Genomic DNA, 20,675 nt, shown 5'->3' with positions numbered 1-20,675 from the left:
TCACGTACCGTCACGCCTCCGCGAACAATGGGGCGTGGCGGTTTCGGTGATAATGGCCGGCGGTGCTACAACGACGATCACGTCCAGCGGGTGGCGTTGATTCAGACATTCCCAGCCGCGGGCATGTCCACCATGAGCATCGCTCAGATGAGTAGCGGTGACGTGGCCTCCAGGAAGCCGGTCGATCTGTCCCGTCGAGGCGGGTGGGCAGCAAGTCGGCCAGTGCCCAGCGGTGGCGGCGGTAGTGGACGCGGCCCTTGAGCCGGCGGTCGACCGGTACGTCGAGCGCCGTTGTTGACTGCGGGGCCGTCGCCGGCCTGTGGCGGTACTGCCTCGACCTGCTCGACGCCGCCGCGGTTGCGGGAACCTCCGCTCGTGCAGCCGCTCAGGTTCAGGGTTCGCGAGCGGCGGCCGGAGTGACGGGGTGACCGGCGCACCATACGGCGCGGATGTCGCGGGTGGCCGTGATGTCCCGGGTCGGGTCGCCGTTGACCAGCAACAGGTCGGCCCGCATACCCGGCCGGACGGCGCCCCGGTCGGCCAGGCCGAAGGCGCGGGCGGGCAGCACGGTCGCCGAGCGCAGGATCTCCACCGGCGTCATTCCGGCCCGCGCCATCAGCTCGAATTCGTGATGCAGGCTCTCGCCGTGGGGCACGGGCAGCGGCGCGGACGGCTCGGCGTTCGCGTCCGTCCCGGCGAGGATCTCAATACCGGCCCGGTGCAGACGGCCGACGTCGCCCAGCACCTCCCCCAGGTGGTCGGCCCGCCCAGGCGGCGGGCCGGACGTCATGAAGGCGGTGAGCAACGCCTCCATCATGGTGATCGTCGGGATGGACCTCTGGCCGGCGCTCCTCATCGCGGCCACGTCCTGCGCCCGGACCCCGCCGGCGATCGGCGTGTGCGTGACGAACTCCGCTCCCGACTCCACGGCCATCGTGTAGGCGCCCTGGGTGGCGGCGTGCACGATCGTCTTGAGCCCGTACTCGCGGGCCGCCTCCACCAGCGCGCGCAGCGCGTCCGCGGGCGGCCCGCCCTCGCCGGGAGCCTCGGCGACGCCCTTGATGTAGTCGACGCCCTCCGCCGCCCGCGCCTCGACGTGCCGCCGGGCATCGGCTGCCGTCAGGACGACGGCTTCCGGCGGCATTCCCGGCATGCGAGCGTGGTGGCCGCCCGGCCCGATCGCGGGCAGTCCAGCAGTACGGAAGTCGGCCACTCCCCCGGCCTCGCGCAACGAGGCCACCCGCTCCGCCGGCCAGCAGGCCATGTCGAGCCCGGTCGTCACTCCCCAGGCGGCCAGGGCGGCCAGGTTCCCAGGGCCGTGCAGGTGGACATGCGCGTCGATCAGTCCGGGCAGCAGCGCCGCCCCAGCCGCGTCGATCTCCTCCGCCCCTGCGGGATCGTCGCCGATCAGCGCACCGTCGATGACGACGGTACGGGGCTCGCCGAGCCGTTTGCCATCGAAGACCCGCACATTGCGCAAGGCTGTCCTGCCGTCAGTGGACATGGGCCACCCGCCTCAAATAGGGAACAACTTTGTTCACTAATGGAGGCTAGCACGGCGAAGTGCGTGATAATCCGTCCTCATGAGTCCCACCCGGCGCCGCGGAGACGCCCTCACCACCGCGATCTTCCAGGCCGTCCTGAGCGAACTGGCCGAGAGCAGCTTCGAGGAGCTGACGTTCGACAAGATCGCCTCCGCGGCCGGGACCGGGAAAGCGGCCTTGTACCGGCGCTGGTCCACCCCGGCCGAACTCGTCCTCGCCGCGCTGAGCGACCCCGCGACCGGCTTCGGCGAACCGCCGGCGCCGCCCGGCACGGGCACACTGCGCGATGACCTGATCGCCCTGCTCGAGCAATTCGTACGGGCGCTCGACGAGCCGCGCGGCCGCGCACTGCTCCCGCTCATCGCCCACCGCCACCGCCATCCCGAGCTGTTCGAGCAGGTCCACCGGCTGGTGATCCGCCCGCACCAGGAAGTACTGCTGTCCGTCCTGCGCCAGGCGGTCGACCGCGGCGAAGCCGCACCCGGCAGCCTCACCCCGCGCATCGTCTCAGTCGGACCACGCCTGATCCTCCTCCAGGCATGGGAGGGCGGTCTCGTGGACTCCTGCGAGATCACCTCCATCGTCGATGAGGTGCTCATTCCGCTGACCAGGCCATGACCCCCTAGCCGGCATCCCGCAGGGCAGCAGTGCGAGACGAAAGGTGCACGTTGTGAGTCGCCGCCCGTACCGTTGGAAGCCGTCGGCATCTCGCCTCAACGAGGCGACGGCCGCTCACTGGACGTGGGGGCTCACTCCGCCCTGGCTGCCTCCAGGCCGGGTACGGGCGCGGCCCGGCGCATGGGCGGCGCCGAGGTCGCCAGCCTCGCCACGGCCGCACCCGCCGCGACCAGCGAGAAGAGCCACCACTGTGGGGCAGGGCGCAGGTACGAGCCGCCGCTCGTCAGATGCAGCAGCACCAGCGTGCCCATCGCGATCACCAGACCGAGGATCGTGCCGAGGGTGACCACGGCCGCCGCCTCCCAGCGGCCCATCGAGGCGTCTCTCGCCTGGTCGGGCACCGCAACACCAGCGTCACCGGAACGGTCTCCCGCCAACAACGCAAAAGGCCGCTTCCAATGCCCTGGAAGCGGCCTTTGACCTGGGTGGGATGTTCACGAGTAGGGCTGACCTGGGATGCAGTAGGGGGTTGGAAGATCGCTTCGCGAGATCGGCATGATCGCTTCCCAGGTTGGACGGGGCGCTCGCCTTGGCGCAGAGGCTCGACGGCGGCTACGGGGTTCGAAGTCGATCTTCTTGAGGGTCGAAATAGTACAGGCCGAGTTGGGCTGCAACTTGGACTGCGTACGCTGAGGTCTCCTCCGCGCGGCTCCACGCCATCGCGACGTAGACGTAGGGGCCTGCGGCCCCCGTAATCAGCGGAGATGCCGCACACGGGACACCATCCTCATCCACCTCGCCCTCCTATGGCCAGCGCCGCAGGAGCCGCTCCACGAATTCCACGATCAGAGGCGTCGGCGGAACCTTCACCTCTGCTTCGAGGTATTGGTCGTACAGGATGGCATGCATCTCCCCGGCTTCTCGATCGTTTGCGGGACGCTCGCCCTCCCAGGGGCGCAGATCAAGTACGCCGGAAGGGGCCGATAGGGCTGGTCAGGCGCTGGAGGCGGGGCAGGGGTTTCGGCTGTGGATAGCGGTGTCCGGTGTGGCGCCGGATTGGTTCCCCAGTGGTCTCGCTGCGCTGACCTGGTCAGAGGCCGTCTCGGGAACCGGAAAGAATGGCAGTTATCTGCTGGACGGCACGGTCCCCGTGCAGTACTGCCTACTCAGAACGTTAGCGCAATCGCAGCAACGTCCCCTCGTCGCGTCGCGGCGGCACCCGCGGCTCGGTCATAAAAATGCGGCCCCTCGCGGGGCCGCCCTGCCGGCCGTAACCGACGTCGTATACGGAACTCCTACCCAGTGTCTCGGCTTCGATACAGGAACGCGTCGCGTCGGCACCCTGGTCCAGGGTTGTCACAATTCGGGCATGCCGGCCGACCGGGCCGACGTGCTTCGCACGAACAGCCGATCGGTGTTCCGCATTTCGTGCGCAGGTCCCGCCGCCCGCAGGACGACGTCCAGGACACGCTCGGCGTCCGCAGCGTAGGCGTTGCTGAACCATGCCTCATTGGCCTCAACGACCGCGAACCGGCCGCTGTCAGAGAGGATTCCGACATCGACCACGACAGCGCTCGGCAGCCCGGTCGCCAGGTGGTTGACCAGCTCAGCGCCGAAGCCGAGCGCGGGATGCCGGAGCGGCAGCGGTGCGCTGTCGAGAACCCCGAAAACGGCGTAGCGGCTCGCGGCGCGCACCTCGCCATCCAGGATGTGGAGCCGGTACTCCTCAGCGAATGCGACCGGTTCGGCGGACAACACGGGAAGTTCGGCGGGAAGGTCCGATGGCAGAGCGGCGCCGTCCGGACGCACTCCAGCCGGAAAAAGCTTCCCGGCGGCCGGCTTGACGAAGCGAGGGACGCGGTGCTGCCGAGCCTGCCCCAGAGTGATCAGCTCGATATGCCTGCCGGTGAAGTACTCAGGCAGGGCCGCAAGCAGATCGAGAGGCGGATCCAACAACGCCATGTCCAGCGCGGACGCCACCGCCTCGGCGAAGCGTTCGCCGCCATAGAGGTGGGCGCGCCCCTTCAGGTCGGCAGGGATCGGAGGTCCGGGCAGGGTGCGCACGTCCAGGCCCCGCCACACAGCCGCCTCTGCCAGAAGCTGTCCCGTCGTGGTCGCGCGCGGCGGCAGCATGAACGCTCGACGTGTGGTCACCCCGGGATTCTCCCAGCGCGAAGAGCACCGAGAACAACTCGCCGGGTGTTCGGTGGTCCCGTCATGACCACCCGCCGCGCGTCGACGGGGCGAGCGCAGCGAGAAATGAGCCCAACACACCCGCCGACGTCCTCGAGCTCCCCGCAGAGCACATCGGCCACACACCGCTCCCGGGCCGGAGCCGGCCGCCACCGGCCCCATAACCCGCAGTTCAGATCACCTTGTCGCAGCACCCAGCCCGGAGTCGGCGTCGGCATGCCCAGCGACGCAAACATTGACCTCGACCAGCGGCCGGACACCACCCGGGCCTTCCTGGACACCCGCTCCGCAGCTCCCAAATCAGGACGAACCCGATTCGGAAACCCCTGAAACGACAAGATCCCGTCTGATCGCGATGATCAGACGGGATCCCGTCAACTTCAGTCCAGCCGTTTCAAGAACGGCCCGCGGTGGAGATGAGGGGATTCGAACCCCTGACCCCTTCGATGCGAACGAAGTGCGCTACCGGACTGCGCTACATCCCCAGGAACCTCGACCAGATTAGCAAACCTTCAGAGGTCCTCGCGCCATCCTCCGTCCCCACACCCCGACTCAGTCCCCCACCGCGCGCCGCGGCGGCTCCGCGTACTGGTCGAACAGGACATCCTCCTGCCGCGCCGACAGGTCGATGATCTCCGCCCGGTCCTGTTCGGCCGCCATACGGGCAGCGCGTTCGCGCTGCTCGCGGAGGCGGCGGGCGCGTTCCGCGCGGGCCCGGTCGGCGCGCTCGCGCCGTTCCCGGTCCACCTGTACGGCGATGCGCAGGAACCCCATGTACGACAGCGAGATGACCACCGACGGCGCGACGCCCCACCACGGCATCATCTTGACCGCGGCCGTCACCACCGAGGCGATCACCAGCAGCCCGGTGAAGAAGAGCAGCCGGCGGCGACGGGCGACGATGATGGCACGGCGCTTGGCGCGGAACTGGCGCGGGTCCACCCGCTCGCCCTCCACCGCACCGGGCGGCGGGGCGAAACCGGCCCCCAAGCCGGCCACCAAACCGGCCCCCGAACCGGCGCCCAGGCCGGCACCCGAGGCGCCACCCTCCTGCGCCTCCAAACGCTCCAGATCGGGCAACTGGTGCTCGCCGGTGTAGTACTCTTCGAGCTCCGCCAGTTCGGCCAGATTGGTCTTGTCGCGGCGCAGCCACATGGGCACGAGCACGCACAGCCACATGACGACGATGGCGAGGTAGAGGAGGACGCTGCTCACGGCCACCTCCGGGCACGACGAAGACACCCGTGTGTCGTCGGCGTCTTCGATGTGCTCACGTCACGCACCGTAAGACCGCGTGTCACTGATTGACGAGCATTCGGTGCGGTGTGTCGCGAGATCGTCAAACCTCTTCTACCGGAGACCCGCCGTGAGAGGCCGACTCGCGAGCGCGCCGCCACTGCACGAGCAGGCCGCCGGGACAGTCCTCGACGGTCAACGCGTAACAGATGTGGTCGCGCCAGGCTCCGTCGATGTGGAGCTGGCGGCGACGAATGCCTTCTTCCCGGAATCCGAGCTTCTCAACCACCCTGCGGCTGGCCTGGTTCTCGGGGCGGATGTTGGCCTCCAGGCGGTGCAGGCCGGTGGTGAAGAAGCAGTGGTCGACGGCCATGGCCAGCGCCGTGGGCGTGATGCCCTGGCCGGCGAGGGCGCCGTCGATCCAGTACCCCACCTGGGCCGAGCGGGCCGAGCCCCAGACGATCGCGCCGACGGTCAGCTGTCCGGCGAACCGGCCACCGTACGTGATCACCCACGGTAGCGCCAGGCCCTGTCTGGCCTCGCGGCGGAGGGTGCCGACCATGGAGACGTACGGGCCCAGACCGGTACGGAACAGCGGCGTCTCCGGGTTGCTGGGCTCCCAGGGACGCAGCCAGTCGGCGTTGCGCACCCGCGTGTCACGCCACACGCGCACATCGGCCAGCCGCAGCGGCCGGAGGCCCACGGGCCCCTCTTCCAGGGTCGCCGGCCAGCCACGAAGTCGATCCACCCCCTCATCATCCCCCCATCAGGGACGCCGCCGCCACGGATCAGAGTGAGCGCGGGTGATCGCTGTCAGAGCGGGGGTGATCGCCGCCGTTGATCTGCTCCACCGCGTGGCGGAGAACGGGAGCGAGGACGGCGACGCCGTCGCGCACGCCTCCGGTGGAGCCGGGGAGATTGACGATCAGCGTACGTCCGGCCTGGCCGGCAAGGCCGCGGGACAGAATCGAGGTGGGAACTTTGTCGCGGTTCGCCTGCCTGATCGCCTCGGCTATGCCGGGAATTTCCCGAGAAATCACTCGGGCGGTCATCTCCGGCGTGAGGTCGGTGGGCGTCAGTCCCGTCCCGCCCGTCGTCACGATCACGTCGTACGACGCCGCCACCCCGTCACGCAGCGCCCGTTCCACGGGCTCGCCGTCCGGCACCACCACGGGCCCGTCCACGGCGCACCCGGCCTTCTCCTCCAGCAGGGACACCAGCAGCGGCCCCGACCGGTCCTCGTACACCCCGGCGGAAGCCCGGTTCGACACCGTGACGACCAGCGCGCGCGTCACGGCCGGGTCCAGTGACCGGTCTTGCCGCCCGTCTTCTCCTCCACCCGCACGTCGGTGATCGCCGCGGCCGGATCCACCGCCTTCACCATGTCGATCAGCGCCAGCGCGGCGACCGACACCGCGGTCAGCGCCTCCATCTCCACGCCGGTACGGTCGGCGGTCTTCACCCGGCAGGTGATCGCGACGCCCTGGTCCTCGACGTCGAGCGTCACCTTCACGCCGTGCAGCGCGATCGGGTGGCAGAGCGGGATGAGATCGGGTGTCCGCTTCGCCCCCATGATGCCGGCGATGCGCGCCACGCCCAGCGCGTCCCCCTTGGGCACCTCGCCCGACCGCAGCAGCGCCACGGCCTCCGCCGACAGCAGCACGCGTCCCGTGGCCACGGCCGCGCGCGCCCCGACGTCCTTGCCGGACACGTCCACCATGCGTGCCGCACCCGTCTCGTCCAGGTGCGTGAACTCACTCGCCAACACTTCACCTTCTCAAAGGCTCAAAGGGGGATCACCTCGACGGCCGTGCCCGCCGGCACCTCCGTCACGTCCTCGGGCACCACGATGAGCGCGTTCGCCGTGGCCAGCGCCGCGAGCTGGTGCGATCCCTGGCCGCGGACCGGCGTCACGGTGCCGTCCTCGTCGAGCACGCCGCGCAGGAACGAGCGCCGTCCCGCCGGCGACCTCAGCGGGCCGACGACGTACGCGGTCTGGGTTCTGGGCGGCCCGGCCTCCAGGCCGCGCATCTTCAGCAACGCCGGCCGTACGAACAGCATGAACGACACGAACGACGAGACCGGATTGCCGGGCAGCGCGAAGATCGGCACCTGGTCCTCGCCCACGACGCCGAACCCCTGCGGCATGCCCGGCTGCATCGCGACCTTCTCGAACCGGACCGTGCCCAGCGGCGAGAGGGCCTCCTTGACCGGCTCGTACGCGCCCATGGACACGCCGCCGCTGGTGATGACGGCGTCGGCGCGCAGGAGCTGCGCGTCGAGCTGGTCGAGGAACGCCCCCGGGTCGTCGCCCACGGTGGGCGCCCGGAAGCCCTCGCCGCCGGCGGCGCGTACCGCGGCGGTGAGGGTGAAGCTGTTGGAGTCCCAGATCTGGCCGGGCTGGAGCTGGGTGCCCGGCTCGGCCAGCTCCGCGCCCGTGGACAGCACGACGACCCGCGGCAGCGGACGTGCCAGCACGCGCCGGCGGCCCACCCCCGCGATGATGCCGAGCTGGGCGGGGCCGATCACGGTGCCCGGCTCCAGGACGACCTCGCCGGCGTTCACGTCCTCGCCGACCCGGCGGATCGCGTTGCCCTCGGGGGCCGTGCGCCCGATCGTGACCGTGACCGTGCCGCCGTCGGTCCACTCCACCGGCACGACGGTGTCGGCGCCGGCGGGCACGGGCGCGCCCGTCATGATCCGTACGGCGTGCCCGGGCCCGACCGCCCGTAGCTGGTCGGACCCCGCGGCCACGTCGTCGATCACCGGCAGCGTGACCGGCACCTCGGCGATGTCGGCGGCCCGCACGGCGTAACCGTCCATGGCCGAGTTGTCGAACGGCGGCAGCGGCACCGGCGCGACCACCTCCTCGGCCAGCGTCGCGCCCAGCGCCCGTTCGAGCTCCAGCTCCAGGGGCGCCAGCGGGCGTACGGTGGCCAGGATCTCGGCCAGATGCGCGTCAACCGACTTCATCGCGATCCCCCCGCTCGACCGGCTCAGCCGACCTCGTTGAGGAACTCGCGCAGCCACGGCACGAACTCCGGCGCCAGGTCCTCCCGATCGGCCGCGAACTTCACCACGGTGCGCAGATAGTCCAGCTTGTCGCCGGTGTCGTACCGGCGCCCGCGGAACAGCACGCCGTGGACCGGACCGCCCTCCGCGGATTCGCGGCCGGCCAGCGTGCGCAGCGCGTCGGTGAGCTGGATCTCGTTGCCGCGCCCGGGCGGGGTGTTCTCCAGCACCTCGAAGACGGCCGGGTCGATGACGTACCGGCCGATGATCGCCCAGTTGGACGGCGCCTCGTCCACCGGCGGCTTCTCCACCAGGTCCGTCACGCGTACCACGTCGGACTCGTCGGTCGCCTCGATCGTCGCCACGCCGTAGAGGGAGACCTGCTCCTTCGGCACCTCCATCAGCGCGATCACGCTGCCGCCGTACGTGTTGCGCACCTCGATCATGCGCTTGAGCAGCGCGTCACGGTAGTCGATCAGGTCGTCGCCGAGCAGGCAGGCGAACGGATGGTCGCCCACGTGCTGCTTGGCGCACAACACCGCGTGCCCGAGGCCCTTCGGCTCGCCCTGCCGTACATAGTGCAGCGTGGCAAGGGAGGCGGGCTCGCGAACCTGGGACAACCGGTGCTCGTCGCCCTTGGCCTCGAGCACCTCCTCCAGCTCGAACGCGCGGTCGAAGTGGTCCTCGATCGACCGCTTGTTCTTGCCCGTCACCATGAGGACGTCGAGCAGACCGGCGGAGGCGGCCTCCTCGACGACATACTGGATGGCGGGCTTGTCGACGATGGGCAGCATCTCTTTGGGTGTCGCCTTGGTCGCCGGAAGGAACCGGGTGCCCAGACCCGCGGCGGGCACGACGGCTTTCGTCACAGGGTCGAAGTCAGCCATGAGTAGACCCTAGTGGAGGGACCTGTGGACAAGCTGAACCTGCGTCGCGAACTGATGTCGTCACGTGCCTCACTCTCCCCGGAACAGCTACGGACGAACGCCTCCAAAGTACGCGAAACGCTGCTCGACCAGCCGTGGGTCCAGATGGCCGGGCTCGTCGCCTGCTACTGGTCGATGGGCACGGAGCCGGAGACGCACGGACTGGTGTTCGCGCTGTGGAAGCACGGGGCGACCGTGATCCTGCCGGTGCTGAAGGAGGACAACGACCTCGACTGGGCGGTGTACGACGGCCCCGACACCCTGGCGCCGGGGCGGTACGGAGTGATGGAGCCGGTCGACACCCGCCGCGGCGTCGACGCGATCCGCACCGCCGCGCTGGTCATCGTCCCGGCGCTGGCCGTGGACCGGCTGACCGGGGTACGGCTGGGCCGCGGGGGCGGTTCGTACGACCGCGCCCTGGCCCGCGTCGGCCCCAACGTGCCCACCGTCGCGCTGCTCCACCCCGGAGAACTCGTCGAGGGCGTCCCCGCCGAGCCGCATGACCAGCGGGTGCGCTGGGCGATCACCCCTCGGGAACTCACTAGGCTTATGTGACCGAACGTACGAGAGGGGGCCAGATGCCACTTGATGTCTGGCTCCTGATCGGTGCGGCGATCGTCATCGCCGCCATCGCGTCCGTACGGGTCGCGCACCGCAGCGGACTGCCCAGCCTGCTGCTGTTCCTCGGGTTCGGCCTGGTGCTGGGCGAGGCCGGGGTCGGCATCCCGTTCGACAACCCCGACCTGGCCAAGCAGATCGGCATGACCGCCCTGGCCGTGATCCTGGCCGAAGGCGGTCTGACCACGACCTGGAGCCACGTGCGGCGGGCGGTGCCGCTGGCGCTGATCCTCGCCACCGTGGGCGTCGCGGTCAGCATCGTGGTGCTGGCGCTGGCCGTCCACCTGCTGCTCGGGTTCGAGCCGATCACCGCGCTCATCCTCGGCGCGGTGCTGGCGCCCACCGACGCCGCCGCCGTCTTCTCCGTGCTGCGCCGGCTGCCGCTGCCGCCCCGGCTGGCGGGCGTGCTGGAGGCCGAGTCCGGCTTCAACGACGCCCCGACCGTGATCGCCGTCGTCCTGCTGAGCGCGACGGCCCACACGCAGCCGTCGATCGGCACGTTCTTCCTGCAGACCGGGATCGAGCTGGTCATCGGCGCCGCCGTCGGCCTGGCCGTGGGGCCCGCCGGCGCGTACGCGCTGCGCCGGGTGGCGCTGCCCGCCTCGGGCCTGTACCCGATCGCGGTGCTGGCGCTGACCTTCGTCTCGTACGGCGGCGCCGTGCTGCTGCACGGCTCCGGCTTCCTGGCGATCTACCTGACGGCGCTGATCCTCGGCAACTCCCGGCTGCCGCACCGGGCGGCGACCAGGGGCTTCGCCGAGGGGGCGGCGTGGCTGGCGCAGATCGGGCTGTTCGTCATGCTGGGACTGCTGGCCAGCCCCTCGGAGATGCCGTCGTCGATCGTCCCCGGCCTGATCGCCGGGACCGCGCTGGTGCTGCTGGCCCGGCCGGCGTCCGTGCTGGTCAGCTCGGCCCTGGCGCGGCTGGTGCGGGTCGCGAAGGTGAGCCTGCGGGAGCAGGCGTTCCTGTCCTGGGCGGGGCTGCGCGGCGCGATCCCGATCGTGCTGGCGACCATCCCGTGGGCCGAGGGCGTGTACGGGTCGAAGGACATCTTCAACGAGGTGTTCATCATCGTGATCGTGTTCACGCTGGTGGGAGGGCCGACGCTGCCGTTCGTGGCCCGGAAGCTGGGGGTCTCCGCCCCGGGTGAGGCGCACGACCTGGAGGTCGAGTCGGCGCCGCTGGAGGAGCTCCAGGCCGACCTGCTGCAGGTACGGATCCCGTCCGGCTCCGGGCTGCACGGTGTGGAGGTGTTCGAACTCCGGCTGCCGGCCGGGGCCCAGGTGACGCTCGTGGTGCGCGACGGCAAGTCGTTCGTCCCCTCCGACACCACCCGGGTCCGTACCGACGACCAACTGCTGGTGGTGACCACGGCAGCCTGCCGGGACCAGGTGGAGCGGCGGCTGCGCGCGGTGAGCCGCAGGGGCAAGCTGGCCGGCTGGTACGGGGAACGCGGCCTGGAGTAGCCCTCGCCCGCTCCTTGCCTGTTCCTTGCCGGACACAAGGAACAGGCAAGGACTGGAATAGCCGATTGACCGGATCGGTTACCATTAGCAGTCGCACAGCTCGAGTGCCAAAGCAAGCCTGAAGGAGGAGCGCGTGCCGACCTACCAGTACGCCTGCAACGACTGCGGTGAGCAGCTCGAGGTCGTCCAGAAGTTCACCGATGACGCGCTGACCGTCTGCCCCGCCTGCCAGGGCAACCTGCGCAAGGTGTTCTCGGCGGTGGGCATCGTGTTCAAGGGCTCGGGCTTCTACCGCACGGACAGCCGCTCGTCGTCGTCCTCTTCCCCTGCCTCTTCGTCGTCGTCCTCTTCCTCGTCGTCATCGTCGAGCAAGAGCGAGTCGTCTTCGAGTGCGAGCAAGAGCGAGTCCTCGTCCTCCTCCAGCTCGACCCCGGCCGCAGCCGCCGCCACCAACTAACGGAAGCTCTCCTCTCAGCGGCCGCCACGGCGAACTGACCGAAGTTTTCCCCTCAGCGGCCGCCACGGCGAACTGGCCCAAGGTCACCGCACAGCGGCCGCCGCAGCGGACTGCCCCGGCTCGCTCAGCAGCGCCCCCGCCGACGAACGGCCCCCACCCCAGCGCCCGGACCACCACCCGGCGCTGACATGGGCCAGGGATGCGCGGCGAGGCGGCACGGCGTCCTCATCGGAACGATCCCTACCCAGAGCCGGCCCGATCTTGACTGAGACCACCGCGCATCGCGACCTGATCCTCAGTCCGCGCCCACGAGGTCTCCGCGTTCGGTGAACAACATCGACCGGAGGCCTCTTGGCTTGTGCCATCTCGACCTGTGCCGCCAGAAGGCGCGGACGCCGCCTTCCACCGCGCCCGCGTAGAGCCTGTCGGCAGCCAAGCCAACGCCCTGTACGGATGACGGGCGTCCAAGCCCCGCGCACGCCATCCCTGGCGCTCCAGCCACACTCGAACTCGCCCCACTGCCCGGATCGGCGAACGAGAGGCGGATCAGCGGATTCGCCTCTCAGCACCCAGACCCATTAGTGGCTTCCGCCCCTGTTCGCCACTCCCACCTAGCGCGGCAGCTTGTCCCGAGGAAGAAAGAACCTGAGCTCCGGGACAAAGAACCACACCCCTGTCAGCAACTTTGCCTGACACGAGGGCCCACGATCTGTCACTGTTCGCTCACAGTGGGTCCTGGTTGGTTCACAACCGCAGGAGACCCTTCCTCGTTTCTGCAAAGGCAGGAATGCATGGACACAGAAGCGCATCTTCGCGACCTCATGTCGCGCGTGCGGGCACTCGAAGCAAGCGCACTCATCGCTGACGTGACGACAATGATCGGCCTCGTCCACGTGACGGACGGTGTCGCCCAACTCCGCGACGAGCTCACGCAAGATCTCGCAGCCCTCGGCGACGAGGTCGCCGCCCTCCGACGACACGTGGCCGCGCTGTCCAGCTCCATCCAGCCCTGGATAACCCAAGGGCCGGGATCGAGCTCCGACCTCCCCCGCACCCTCAACTCAGATCAATACCCGTCATCACAAACACCAGGCTCACCTACCCCCGGAACAAGCACCTGAGAGCGCGAGCAGGCTGAAGGGGTCAACCGATCCCTCGACCACCAAAGAGCCCGATCGCTCTCATCCCAACGGACTCAGCCGAAGCCACCGGCCTTCGCACAGAAGCTCAAGCTGAGCCGCCCCCTTTGATTCAAGCTGAGCCCACCTCTGTGACCACGCGTTTTGTGGATCAGAGGTGGGCTCAGCCGTGCTCAACAGCATCTGTAAGAGCCGCACCCACGCCGACTGGTGAGGTATCCCCCAACGACACGGCCCCCGGCAGACGATCTATCAGCGATTCCACCGCCGATCAGTGGACGGGACGTGGCACGGCACCGCAGGACGGTGCAGCGGCAGTTCCAGCGCCGAGTGTTGCCTGCTTCTTGTGCCGGTCGGGAGCGGCCTCGTGCTGCGGTACCGCGCCATCCAGGCGGACTCCTGACCGTGAACATCCAGTTGGAGCGTGCCCGATGCGCGCTGGCGCAGCGCCTCGCCCGCCCGCCGCTGGAGCACATCCGGGTTCCGGACGTGCCCTTCCACTCGCCTTCCTCCGCACCAACGGCAACATCAACGACTACCTTCACTTCACCAGCGTGATGGCTGCCACCCGCATCCTCAGCTCGGCCCGGGCCGCACCCAACCACTGCGCATCATCGCGGGCTACACCCCCCGAGCCGTCCTCGTCCACCTGCGCCGGCGAGGCATCGGCGCGATAGATACCTCAACACGCGAGCCCACCTCCCACCCCGCGAGAAATCTCCTCCCGGAGGACAAGGAATTTCGAACCGAGGTACAGAGAACTACACCCGCATCCGGAAGCGATGCCTACCACGACTACCAACCATCTGTCACTGTGCGGTCACGGCGGGTCTCGCGGTGGTCTACGCCCACAGGAAGGCCTCCCCACATCCGTAAAGGCAGGAAAACATGGATATAGAAGCTCATCTCCTCCACCTGACATCACGCGTGGAGGCGCTCGAAGTGGGCGTGCGCATCACAGACGGCATCATGGCAACGATGATCGGCATCACCCAGGTGACGGACGACGTCACCCAACTCCGGAACGAGGTCAGGCAGGATCTCGCAGCCCTCAACGACGAGTTGGCCGGCCTACGGCGGCACATGGCCGAGCAATCCAGCCCCCTTCAGACCGAGATGCCACGCACGCCCTGCTCATGCCAGACCGAGACACCACACACACTCAGCTCAAACCAGGCCGAGACACCACACACACCCAGCCCAAGCCAGATCGAGACATCACACACACCCAGCTCGCCGTCGCCCGACGGAATCACATAACACCCCAGAGCAGATCGGTTGTCCCCCGATCACCGAGGAATGCCATCAACCTGCCGGCAGCCGGGGCGCCCTCCCACTCCCGATCGCCGAAGAGAGCCACCAACCTCTCAACCGCCGGCAGCTCAGCCGCAGCCCCGAAGGGTTAGGCGCACAGCAGCTCAGTCTGAGCCCAGCCCCTTGTCAACAAGACCAAAGCCCCGAACACAGCCCAGACTCGAACACCCTCCAAGACGCCCGTCCTGAGCGGTAGGTGCATCAAGGCGGCCGGTCAACATGAGCCCCCAGCAGCTCAGGCGTGATCCGCTCACACAACTGCTCCAACTGCGGACTATGCCCCCAATCCGCCACCAACCGCCGCAAACTCTCCAGCGACGACCGCATGAGCCGCACAGCCGCCACCCGTCCCTCATCCGTGAGCCGCAGCCGATCGCCATCGGCCGACCGCTCCACGAGCCCGCGTTCGATCAGCTGATCCGCGTACGGCCGCCCACTGGCCCTGCTCACGTTGGCACGCCTGGCCAGTTCCTCGGCCGGCACCCACCCCTCTCCGTCGAGCCTGGCGATGATCCACACCCCTTGCGGCGCGATCCCGCTCAGCCCGGCCACCGCCCCGAGCCGGGCGTAGAAGCCCCGGCGCAGGTCGGCGTCCGCCAGCCGGACCAGCCCGCGCTCCACCTCGGCCAGCGACGAGCGCTCCGCGGACGTCGCGCCGAGCCCCTCGCCCAGGTCCGCGGCCTTGGTGGTCTCCCTGAGCCGCTGCTGCGGGATGAACCAGGTGAGCGCGAACGCCACCAGCATGATCGGCGCCGCGACCCTGAACACCGTGGCGATCGCGTCGGCGTAGACGTGCAGGAAGTCGGCCGCGAGCTCCGGCGGCAGCCGCCGGATGACCGCCGGATCCTGCTGCACCTGAGCGGGCTCGAACCCCGGCGGCAGCCGCGTCCTGGCGAGCACCCTGGACAGATCCTCGTTCAGCCGAGCGGCGAAGACGGAGCCCAAGCTGGCGACACCGAACGCGCCACCGATCGACCGGAAGAACGTCGCACCCGACGTGGCCACACCGAGATCCTTGAAGTCGACGGCGTTCTGCACGATGATCACCAGGACCTGCATGGTCATGCCGAGCCCCATGCCGAGCACCAGCAGTTCGACGCCCATCGTCGTCAGGCTGCTGCGCTCGGTCAGCGTGGACAGCATGAGCAGGCCGACCGCGGCCAACGCGGTGCCGGCGATCGGCAGGAAGCGGTACTTGCCGGTCCTGCTGATGATCTGCCCCGAGATGACGGACATCGTGAGCATGCCGGCCATCATCGGCAGCAGGTGGACACCCGAGAGGGTCGGACTGACCCCGTGAACCGCCTGCAGATAGAGCGGAAGGTACGTGAGCGCGCCGAACATCGCGAACCCGACGACGAAGCCCACCATCGACGCCATCGTGAACGCCCTGAGCCGGAACAACTCCAGCGGCAGCACGGGCTCCCTCGCCCTCCGCTCGGCCACCGCCCAGAGGACGAGCAGACCGGCCGCCGCCGCCCCGAGCCCGAGGATCACCGGATCGGTCCAGGCGAACGTGGTGCCGCCCCAGGTCGTGACCAGGACCAGGCACGAGGTGGCGCCGCCGAGCAGCACCACTCCCGCGAAATCGATGGTGTGCCGGGTCCGCGACTTGTCGTTGGGCAGAACGGCGACGATCACGGCCAGCGCCACGGCGCCAAGGGGCAGATTGATGTAGAACACCCAGTGCCAGGACAGATGGTCGACGAAGAGCCCGCCGAGCAGCGGCCCGACCACGCTCGCGACGGCGAAGACACCGCCGAACCACCCCTGGCACCTCCCCCTTTCGCGCACCGAGACGACGTCGCCCACGATGGCCTGCGCCAGCACCATCAGCCCACCACCGCCGAGCCCCTGCAGAGAGCGGAACGCGATGAGCTGCCCCATGCTGTGACTGAGCCCGCACAGGGCCGAGCCGACGAGGAAGATGACGATCGCCGCCACGAAGAGGTACTTGCGCCCGAACTGGTCGCCCAGCTTGCCCCACAACGGCGTGGAAACGGTCGAGGCCAGCAGGTAAGCCGTCACGACCCAGGACAGCTCCTCCAGGCCGCCCAGGTCGCTCACGATCGTCGGCAGGGCCGTGGACACGATCGTCTGATCGAGCGCCGCGAGCAGCATGCCGAGCATGAGCGCGATGATGATGATCGCGATACCTCTTCGCCGCATGGGCCGATCCTACTGACCGTAATTCCATGATCACTCCACGCTACGGCACTTATCCACAGAGCCCCGTTCCACCGCATCCTTCATCCACAGAACGTCGTTCCACCCACCTCCCCCACCCACCGACCCCGGCTAATCTCAGCGCCATGCTCACTCGCGCAGACATCGGCGTCATCGGCGGTTCCGGCTTCTACTCCCTGCTGGACGACGCGGAGGAGATCCAGCTCTCCACCCCGTACGGCCCGCCGAGCGACGTCGTCACCGTCGGACGGATCGGGTCGCGTTCCGTCGCCTTCATCCCCAGGCACGGCCGTGACCACCGCTTCCCGCCCCACCGCATCCCCTATCGGGCCAACCTGTGGGCGCTCCGCTCACTGGGCGTGCGGCAGGTGCTCGCCCCCAGCGCGGTGGGCTCCCTGCGCGCCGAGCACGGCCCGGGCGCGATCGTCGTCCCCGACCAGCTCGTCGACCGCACGTCCGGCCGGGCGCAGACCTATTACGACGCGGGCGGCGCGGTCCACGTCTCCTTCTCCGACCCGTACTGCCCCTCAGGCCGCGCGGTCGCCGTGGAAGCGGCCAGATCCGGCGGCTGGGAGACGGTCGACGGCGGCACCCTCGTGGTCATCGAGGGACCTAGGTTCTCGACGCGGGCGGAGTCGCGCTGGTTCGCCTCCAATGGCTGGACGATCGTCGGCATGACCGGTTTCCCGGAATCCATCCTCGCCCGAGAGCTGGCGCTCTGCTACACGTCCCTGTCCCTGGTGACCGACCACGACGCGGGGGTCGAGGCGGGCGAGGGGGTGACGCACGAGGAGGTGCTGAAGTTCTTCGCGCAGAACGTGGCCCGCATGCGCACCCTGGTCGCCGACACGGTCGAAGCCCTGCCCACGGAGCGCACCTGCTCCTGCGGTTCCGCCCTGGATGGCCTCAAACTCCCCTTCGAACTGCCATGACCACCGCCTTCCCAGGCCAAGCCACCACGCGACCGAACGAGCGCGCCGGCAAGGGAAACCCGCAAGCCGACGCACGGGAGCGGAAGCCCATTAGGAAGACTTTCGGAACCGACGACAGAGGAGGCCGGAAGGCTAACGGATCGGGCGGATCCGGCGGATGGGGCAGGCGCAGCCGTCGCCGCCTCATCGCCGCCACCCTGGCCGGCCTCGCCGTCCTCCTCGCCTACGCAGCCATGCGCCCCGAGACCTCACCACCCATCCTGGTAGCCGCCCGTGACCTACGACCTGGGGTGCTCCGTCCCGGTGACGTACGCGCCGTGTCCCTCACACCGCCCCCGGACGGAGCACTGAGAACGGGAGCGGTGGGCCGCGTCCTGGCCGGCCCCATGCGCCGCGGCGAGCCACTCACCGACGCCCGCCTGCTCCACTCGCTCCGCCTCCCAACAGGAACAGTGGCGACCCCGGTCCGCATCGCCGACGCCGACGTGGCCGGCCTGGTCTCCCCCGGCTCGACCATCGGCGTGCTGGTGGCCTGGGAGAGCCAGCCGGCCCAACTGGTGGCGGACGACGTCATGGTCATCACCGTCCCGAAGCCGACCGACGACCACAACGCCCTACTGGTCCTGGCCACCACACCCGACCAGGCAGGCCGCCTGGCAGCAGCCCAGGCCTCCGGCCGCCTCTCCATCACCATCAAACCGCCTGCAGATCACCTCACACCGAGCTGACCCCACCCAAGCGAGCCCACGCCGACGCTGGCGCCGAGACAGGACACGAACGACCAGCGCCACATCTCCGACAGCCACTGACAAGAGCGGTATCCACGAAGGCGACAACGCTGCAGCAGACTATGACCCGACCCCGACATTCGAGACAGCAGCAATCAGAAGTCGCACAGCGCAAGGCGAGCAGCGCGCCCCTGAAAGGGGCACCACAACCACGAGAGAACAGCTACAACAGGGAGTCGGTCTTCGGATCGTACTCCCAGTGCCACGGCTCGAACGGGCTGCTGTAGGCCCAGGCCGGATGGAACCACCCGTACTTCTTGGAGTTCTGCTCCATCCACACGAACTCCACCGACTTGAACCTCTCGACCCCACCACAGAGATCGACCGCCAGGCCAAGCCCATGATTACTACGCCCAGGCACCGCCGCGAACCCAGGACGCCGGTAGTACACCGACTGCTGCGCCGCCAGGCTCCGATAGGCGTCGGTCACGCACATCTGCCTGCCGAACCGCCGCCGGTAAGCCTCGTTCAGGCTAACGAACGCGATGGCGGCGTCGGCCCGCAGGCTGTGCCCCTTCTGCTGCAACGGGCACAACATGGCCTTGGGGATCAGCCCGTTCGGGAAGGAGTTCGCCGTCGCCGCCCGCAGCGGGTTGCACCCCAGCGCCGCGCGCCCCACCTTGTCAATCTTGATACCGAGCTTCACCAGCGCAGCGGTCAACGACTTGACGATCTTGTCGGAGCGCTGCCGCAACGTGTCCACCTCGGCCGCCATCTGCGCCTCGGCCAACAGGTTGTTCGCCCTGATCTCCTGCGCCTCGGCCGCCAGCCGTTGCGCCTCCCTGGCCAGCACCGCGGTCTTCTCCACCGTCTGCTGCTTGATCTCGACCATGTACGTCGCGTACGTCATGGCCCGCAACGTGTTCGGGCTGGCATCACCCGACAGGAACGGCATGACCCCGTCCCCACCCACCGGCTGCTGGTAAAGCGACTCGGCCATCTGCGCGACCGGCTGCCGGATCCGCGCGAGGTTCCGGTCGGCCTCCTGGAGCTTGTCCAGCTTGGCCTTCAGATCCTTCTCGGCCGCCGCGATGTCGGCCCGGCGCTTCTCCAGCGCCTTCGTGGCGTCCTCAAGCTCCTTGGCCGACTTCTCGGCCTCTTTCCGCAGCGCGGTGAGATCGGCCGGGTCCTTGTTCTCCACCCGTTCCGTACGGCCGGCGCGCTCGGCGGCTTCGGCCTGAGCGGAAGACGTCGCGGTCAGAGAAGCCATCACCATGACGACCGCGATCAGACCCGCTGATCGAGGGGATGGCACGTCCGACTCCTCCGTTTGCGAACTCGTTACCCGGGTCAGGCACGCACGTTACTACAGCCCCTGGAGTGTCCGGACCGATCTCCGGCGACCCGCTATGTCACAAAAGCGCACTTTGTACGCCCACCCCGCCCGGACCGGCACGAACACCGCCCAGCGAGATCAACACCACATCATGAACTACGCTCACGCCCCCGCAGGGTTCGTCGAACCCGACAAACGGGAGCCCCCACCATGCCCCGACACCGCCAAGCGAGCTCACACCTGCCCAAATCAGCATGAATCAGCAAGATAGCCCTCAAGAGCCGTAGCCACCGGACGCCCACCCTGCCCCCTTGCGACCTCTCAGTCATCCCACCACTCGCACACACGCGTCAGCGACCAAACAATCGGGAGCAACGACGACCCAGACCGACCTCACGACACGACGATGCGACGAGACGGCGCACGCGGCATGTAGACCGGCTCCCAGACCGGACAATGCAGCGCAGCGGCAGCGTCGCGGCCGCACAGCGCGAATCAAACGCCCCGGCCAAGAGCGCACAACCGCGCACCGCAAGCCAGACGCCCCAACCAGAAGCAGACGCGACCGGACAAAGAGTCGGCGCTGCAATCAGCAGACCCACAGCTATGGACACACGCCGACAACAGCAGCGACAGCGGCATAAGTCCCCATCCGGCGAACAAGCTCACTCACGACGCGTCCGCAGAGGCCCCATCCTCGCCACCCTCAGCCGCCACCGCCCGTTCCTGCTCCCGCTCTCGGCAGACCTCCCACAACCAGGTGTCCACCCACTCCCCCGGACACTCCTCCCCCTGACCCGCGGCGACACCGTCAACGGCCTCCCCAGAGCTCCGCCGCTCAGCGACCCCCGGAGACATCGCCTCCGCCCCCACCGCATCCGCCCCAGCCCCACGCGAGGACCGCCCCACAACACCCAGCTCAGGCACAGACGAGACCGACCTGACTTCAGGCACGCGAGCAACGCCCGC

17 protein-coding genes and 1 tRNA gene are annotated in these 20,675 nt (G+C 69.0%); 6 read left to right on the top strand and 12 right to left on the bottom strand.

Features of this window, described 5'->3' with window-relative positions:
• Positions 1–391: 391 nt before the first annotated feature.
• Positions 392–1,471, bottom strand: a complete 1,080-nt coding sequence (locus tag HD595_RS21450; protein ID WP_253771685.1) for an amidohydrolase family protein — start codon at positions 1,469–1,471, stop codon at positions 392–394.
• Between the two features lie 112 nt (positions 1,472–1,583).
• On the opposite strand from HD595_RS21450, the gene HD595_RS21445 reads away from it, so the two are divergent.
• The gene (locus tag HD595_RS21445) at positions 1,584–2,162 is read left to right on the top strand and encodes a TetR/AcrR family transcriptional regulator (RefSeq protein WP_253771683.1); all 579 of its coding nucleotides are present in this window, start codon (positions 1,584–1,586) and stop codon (positions 2,160–2,162) included.
• 131 nt (positions 2,163–2,293) lie between these two features.
• Here the strand turns inward: HD595_RS21445 and HD595_RS21440 are convergent, their stop codons facing one another.
• From HD595_RS21440 to galU, 9 genes are all read right to left on the bottom strand, one after another.
• Positions 2,294–2,563 (bottom strand): hypothetical protein, encoded by a 270-nt coding sequence (locus HD595_RS21440; RefSeq protein ID WP_253771681.1) that lies wholly within the window; start codon positions 2,561–2,563, stop codon positions 2,294–2,296.
• Positions 2,564–3,518: 955 nt separating this feature from the next.
• On the bottom strand, positions 3,519–4,316 hold the full coding sequence (locus HD595_RS21435; protein WP_253771679.1) for an ATP-grasp domain-containing protein: 798 nt from the start codon (positions 4,314–4,316) through the stop codon (positions 3,519–3,521).
• A 450-nt stretch (positions 4,317–4,766) separates the two neighbouring features.
• Positions 4,767–4,840: transfer RNA gene (locus tag HD595_RS21430), tRNA-Ala, on the bottom strand.
• 67 nt (positions 4,841–4,907) lie between these two features.
• Complete coding sequence (gene sepX / locus HD595_RS21425) at positions 4,908–5,570, bottom strand: divisome protein SepX/GlpR (RefSeq protein WP_253771677.1); 663 nt, start codon at positions 5,568–5,570, stop codon at positions 4,908–4,910.
• Between the two features lie 124 nt (positions 5,571–5,694).
• Positions 5,695–6,339 carry a GNAT family N-acetyltransferase gene (locus HD595_RS21420; RefSeq protein WP_253771675.1) on the bottom strand — a complete coding sequence of 215 codons (645 nt, stop codon included), beginning with the start codon at positions 6,337–6,339 and terminating at the stop codon, positions 5,695–5,697.
• A 40-nt stretch (positions 6,340–6,379) separates the two neighbouring features.
• Positions 6,380–6,886 carry a MogA/MoaB family molybdenum cofactor biosynthesis protein gene (locus HD595_RS21415; RefSeq protein ID WP_253771673.1) on the bottom strand — a complete coding sequence of 169 codons (507 nt, stop codon included), beginning with the start codon at positions 6,884–6,886 and terminating at the stop codon, positions 6,380–6,382.
• Entirely contained in the window at positions 6,883–7,356 is a 474-nt protein-coding gene (gene moaC / locus HD595_RS21410; protein WP_301309552.1) for a cyclic pyranopterin monophosphate synthase MoaC, read from the bottom strand. Before moaC ends, HD595_RS21415 begins: the two co-directional genes overlap by 4 nt.
• 20 nt (positions 7,357–7,376) lie before the next feature.
• Positions 7,377–8,564 (bottom strand): molybdotransferase-like divisome protein Glp, encoded by a 1,188-nt coding sequence (gene glp / locus HD595_RS21405; protein WP_253771671.1) that lies wholly within the window; start codon positions 8,562–8,564, stop codon positions 7,377–7,379.
• 23 nt (positions 8,565–8,587) lie between these two features.
• Complete coding sequence (galU, locus tag HD595_RS21400; protein ID WP_253771669.1) at positions 8,588–9,490, bottom strand: UTP--glucose-1-phosphate uridylyltransferase GalU; 903 nt, start codon at positions 9,488–9,490, stop codon at positions 8,588–8,590.
• A gap of 24 nt (positions 9,491–9,514) precedes the next feature.
• Between galU and HD595_RS21395 the strand changes: the two genes are divergently transcribed.
• The 3 genes from HD595_RS21395 to HD595_RS21385 all read left to right on the top strand — a co-directional run bounded on the left by HD595_RS21395 (position 9,515) and on the right by HD595_RS21385 (position 12,070).
• Positions 9,515–10,084 carry a 5-formyltetrahydrofolate cyclo-ligase gene (locus HD595_RS21395; RefSeq protein ID WP_253771667.1) on the top strand — a complete coding sequence of 190 codons (570 nt, stop codon included), beginning with the start codon at positions 9,515–9,517 and terminating at the stop codon, positions 10,082–10,084.
• Positions 10,085–10,107: 23 nt separating this feature from the next.
• The gene (locus HD595_RS21390) at positions 10,108–11,613 is read left to right on the top strand and encodes a potassium/proton antiporter (RefSeq protein WP_253771665.1); all 1,506 of its coding nucleotides are present in this window, start codon (positions 10,108–10,110) and stop codon (positions 11,611–11,613) included.
• A 133-nt stretch (positions 11,614–11,746) separates the two neighbouring features.
• Positions 11,747–12,070 carry an FmdB family zinc ribbon protein gene (locus HD595_RS21385; RefSeq protein WP_253771663.1) on the top strand — a complete coding sequence of 108 codons (324 nt, stop codon included), beginning with the start codon at positions 11,747–11,749 and terminating at the stop codon, positions 12,068–12,070.
• Positions 12,071–14,724: 2,654 nt separating this feature from the next.
• On the opposite strand, the gene HD595_RS21380 is transcribed toward HD595_RS21385, so the two are convergent.
• On the bottom strand, positions 14,725–16,692 hold the full coding sequence (locus tag HD595_RS21380) for an MFS transporter (protein ID WP_253771661.1): 1,968 nt from the start codon (positions 16,690–16,692) through the stop codon (positions 14,725–14,727).
• 143 nt (positions 16,693–16,835) lie between these two features.
• On the opposite strand from HD595_RS21380, the gene HD595_RS21375 reads away from it, so the two are divergent.
• Both HD595_RS21375 and cpaB read left to right on the top strand, forming a co-directional pair.
• Positions 16,836–17,642, top strand: a complete 807-nt coding sequence (locus HD595_RS21375) for an S-methyl-5'-thioadenosine phosphorylase (RefSeq protein ID WP_253771659.1) — start codon at positions 16,836–16,838, stop codon at positions 17,640–17,642.
• Complete coding sequence (cpaB, locus tag HD595_RS47100; RefSeq protein WP_337960023.1) at positions 17,639–18,370, top strand: Flp pilus assembly protein CpaB; 732 nt, start codon at positions 17,639–17,641, stop codon at positions 18,368–18,370. Before HD595_RS21375 ends, cpaB begins: the two co-directional genes overlap by 4 nt.
• 223 nt (positions 18,371–18,593) lie before the next feature.
• Here cpaB and HD595_RS21365 read toward each other — a convergent pair whose 3' ends face one another.
• Positions 18,594–19,640, bottom strand: a complete 1,047-nt coding sequence (locus HD595_RS21365) for a D-alanyl-D-alanine carboxypeptidase family protein (protein ID WP_253771655.1) — start codon at positions 19,638–19,640, stop codon at positions 18,594–18,596.
• Positions 19,641–20,675: the final 1,035 nt, after the last annotated feature.

Source organism: Nonomuraea roseoviolacea subsp. carminata (assembly GCF_024172185.1).
GTDB classification, from domain to species: domain Bacteria; phylum Actinomycetota; class Actinomycetes; order Streptosporangiales; family Streptosporangiaceae; genus Nonomuraea; species Nonomuraea roseoviolacea.
Note: the sequence above shows the minus strand (reverse complement) of the source record. Positions and strands in the feature narration are given on the sequence as shown.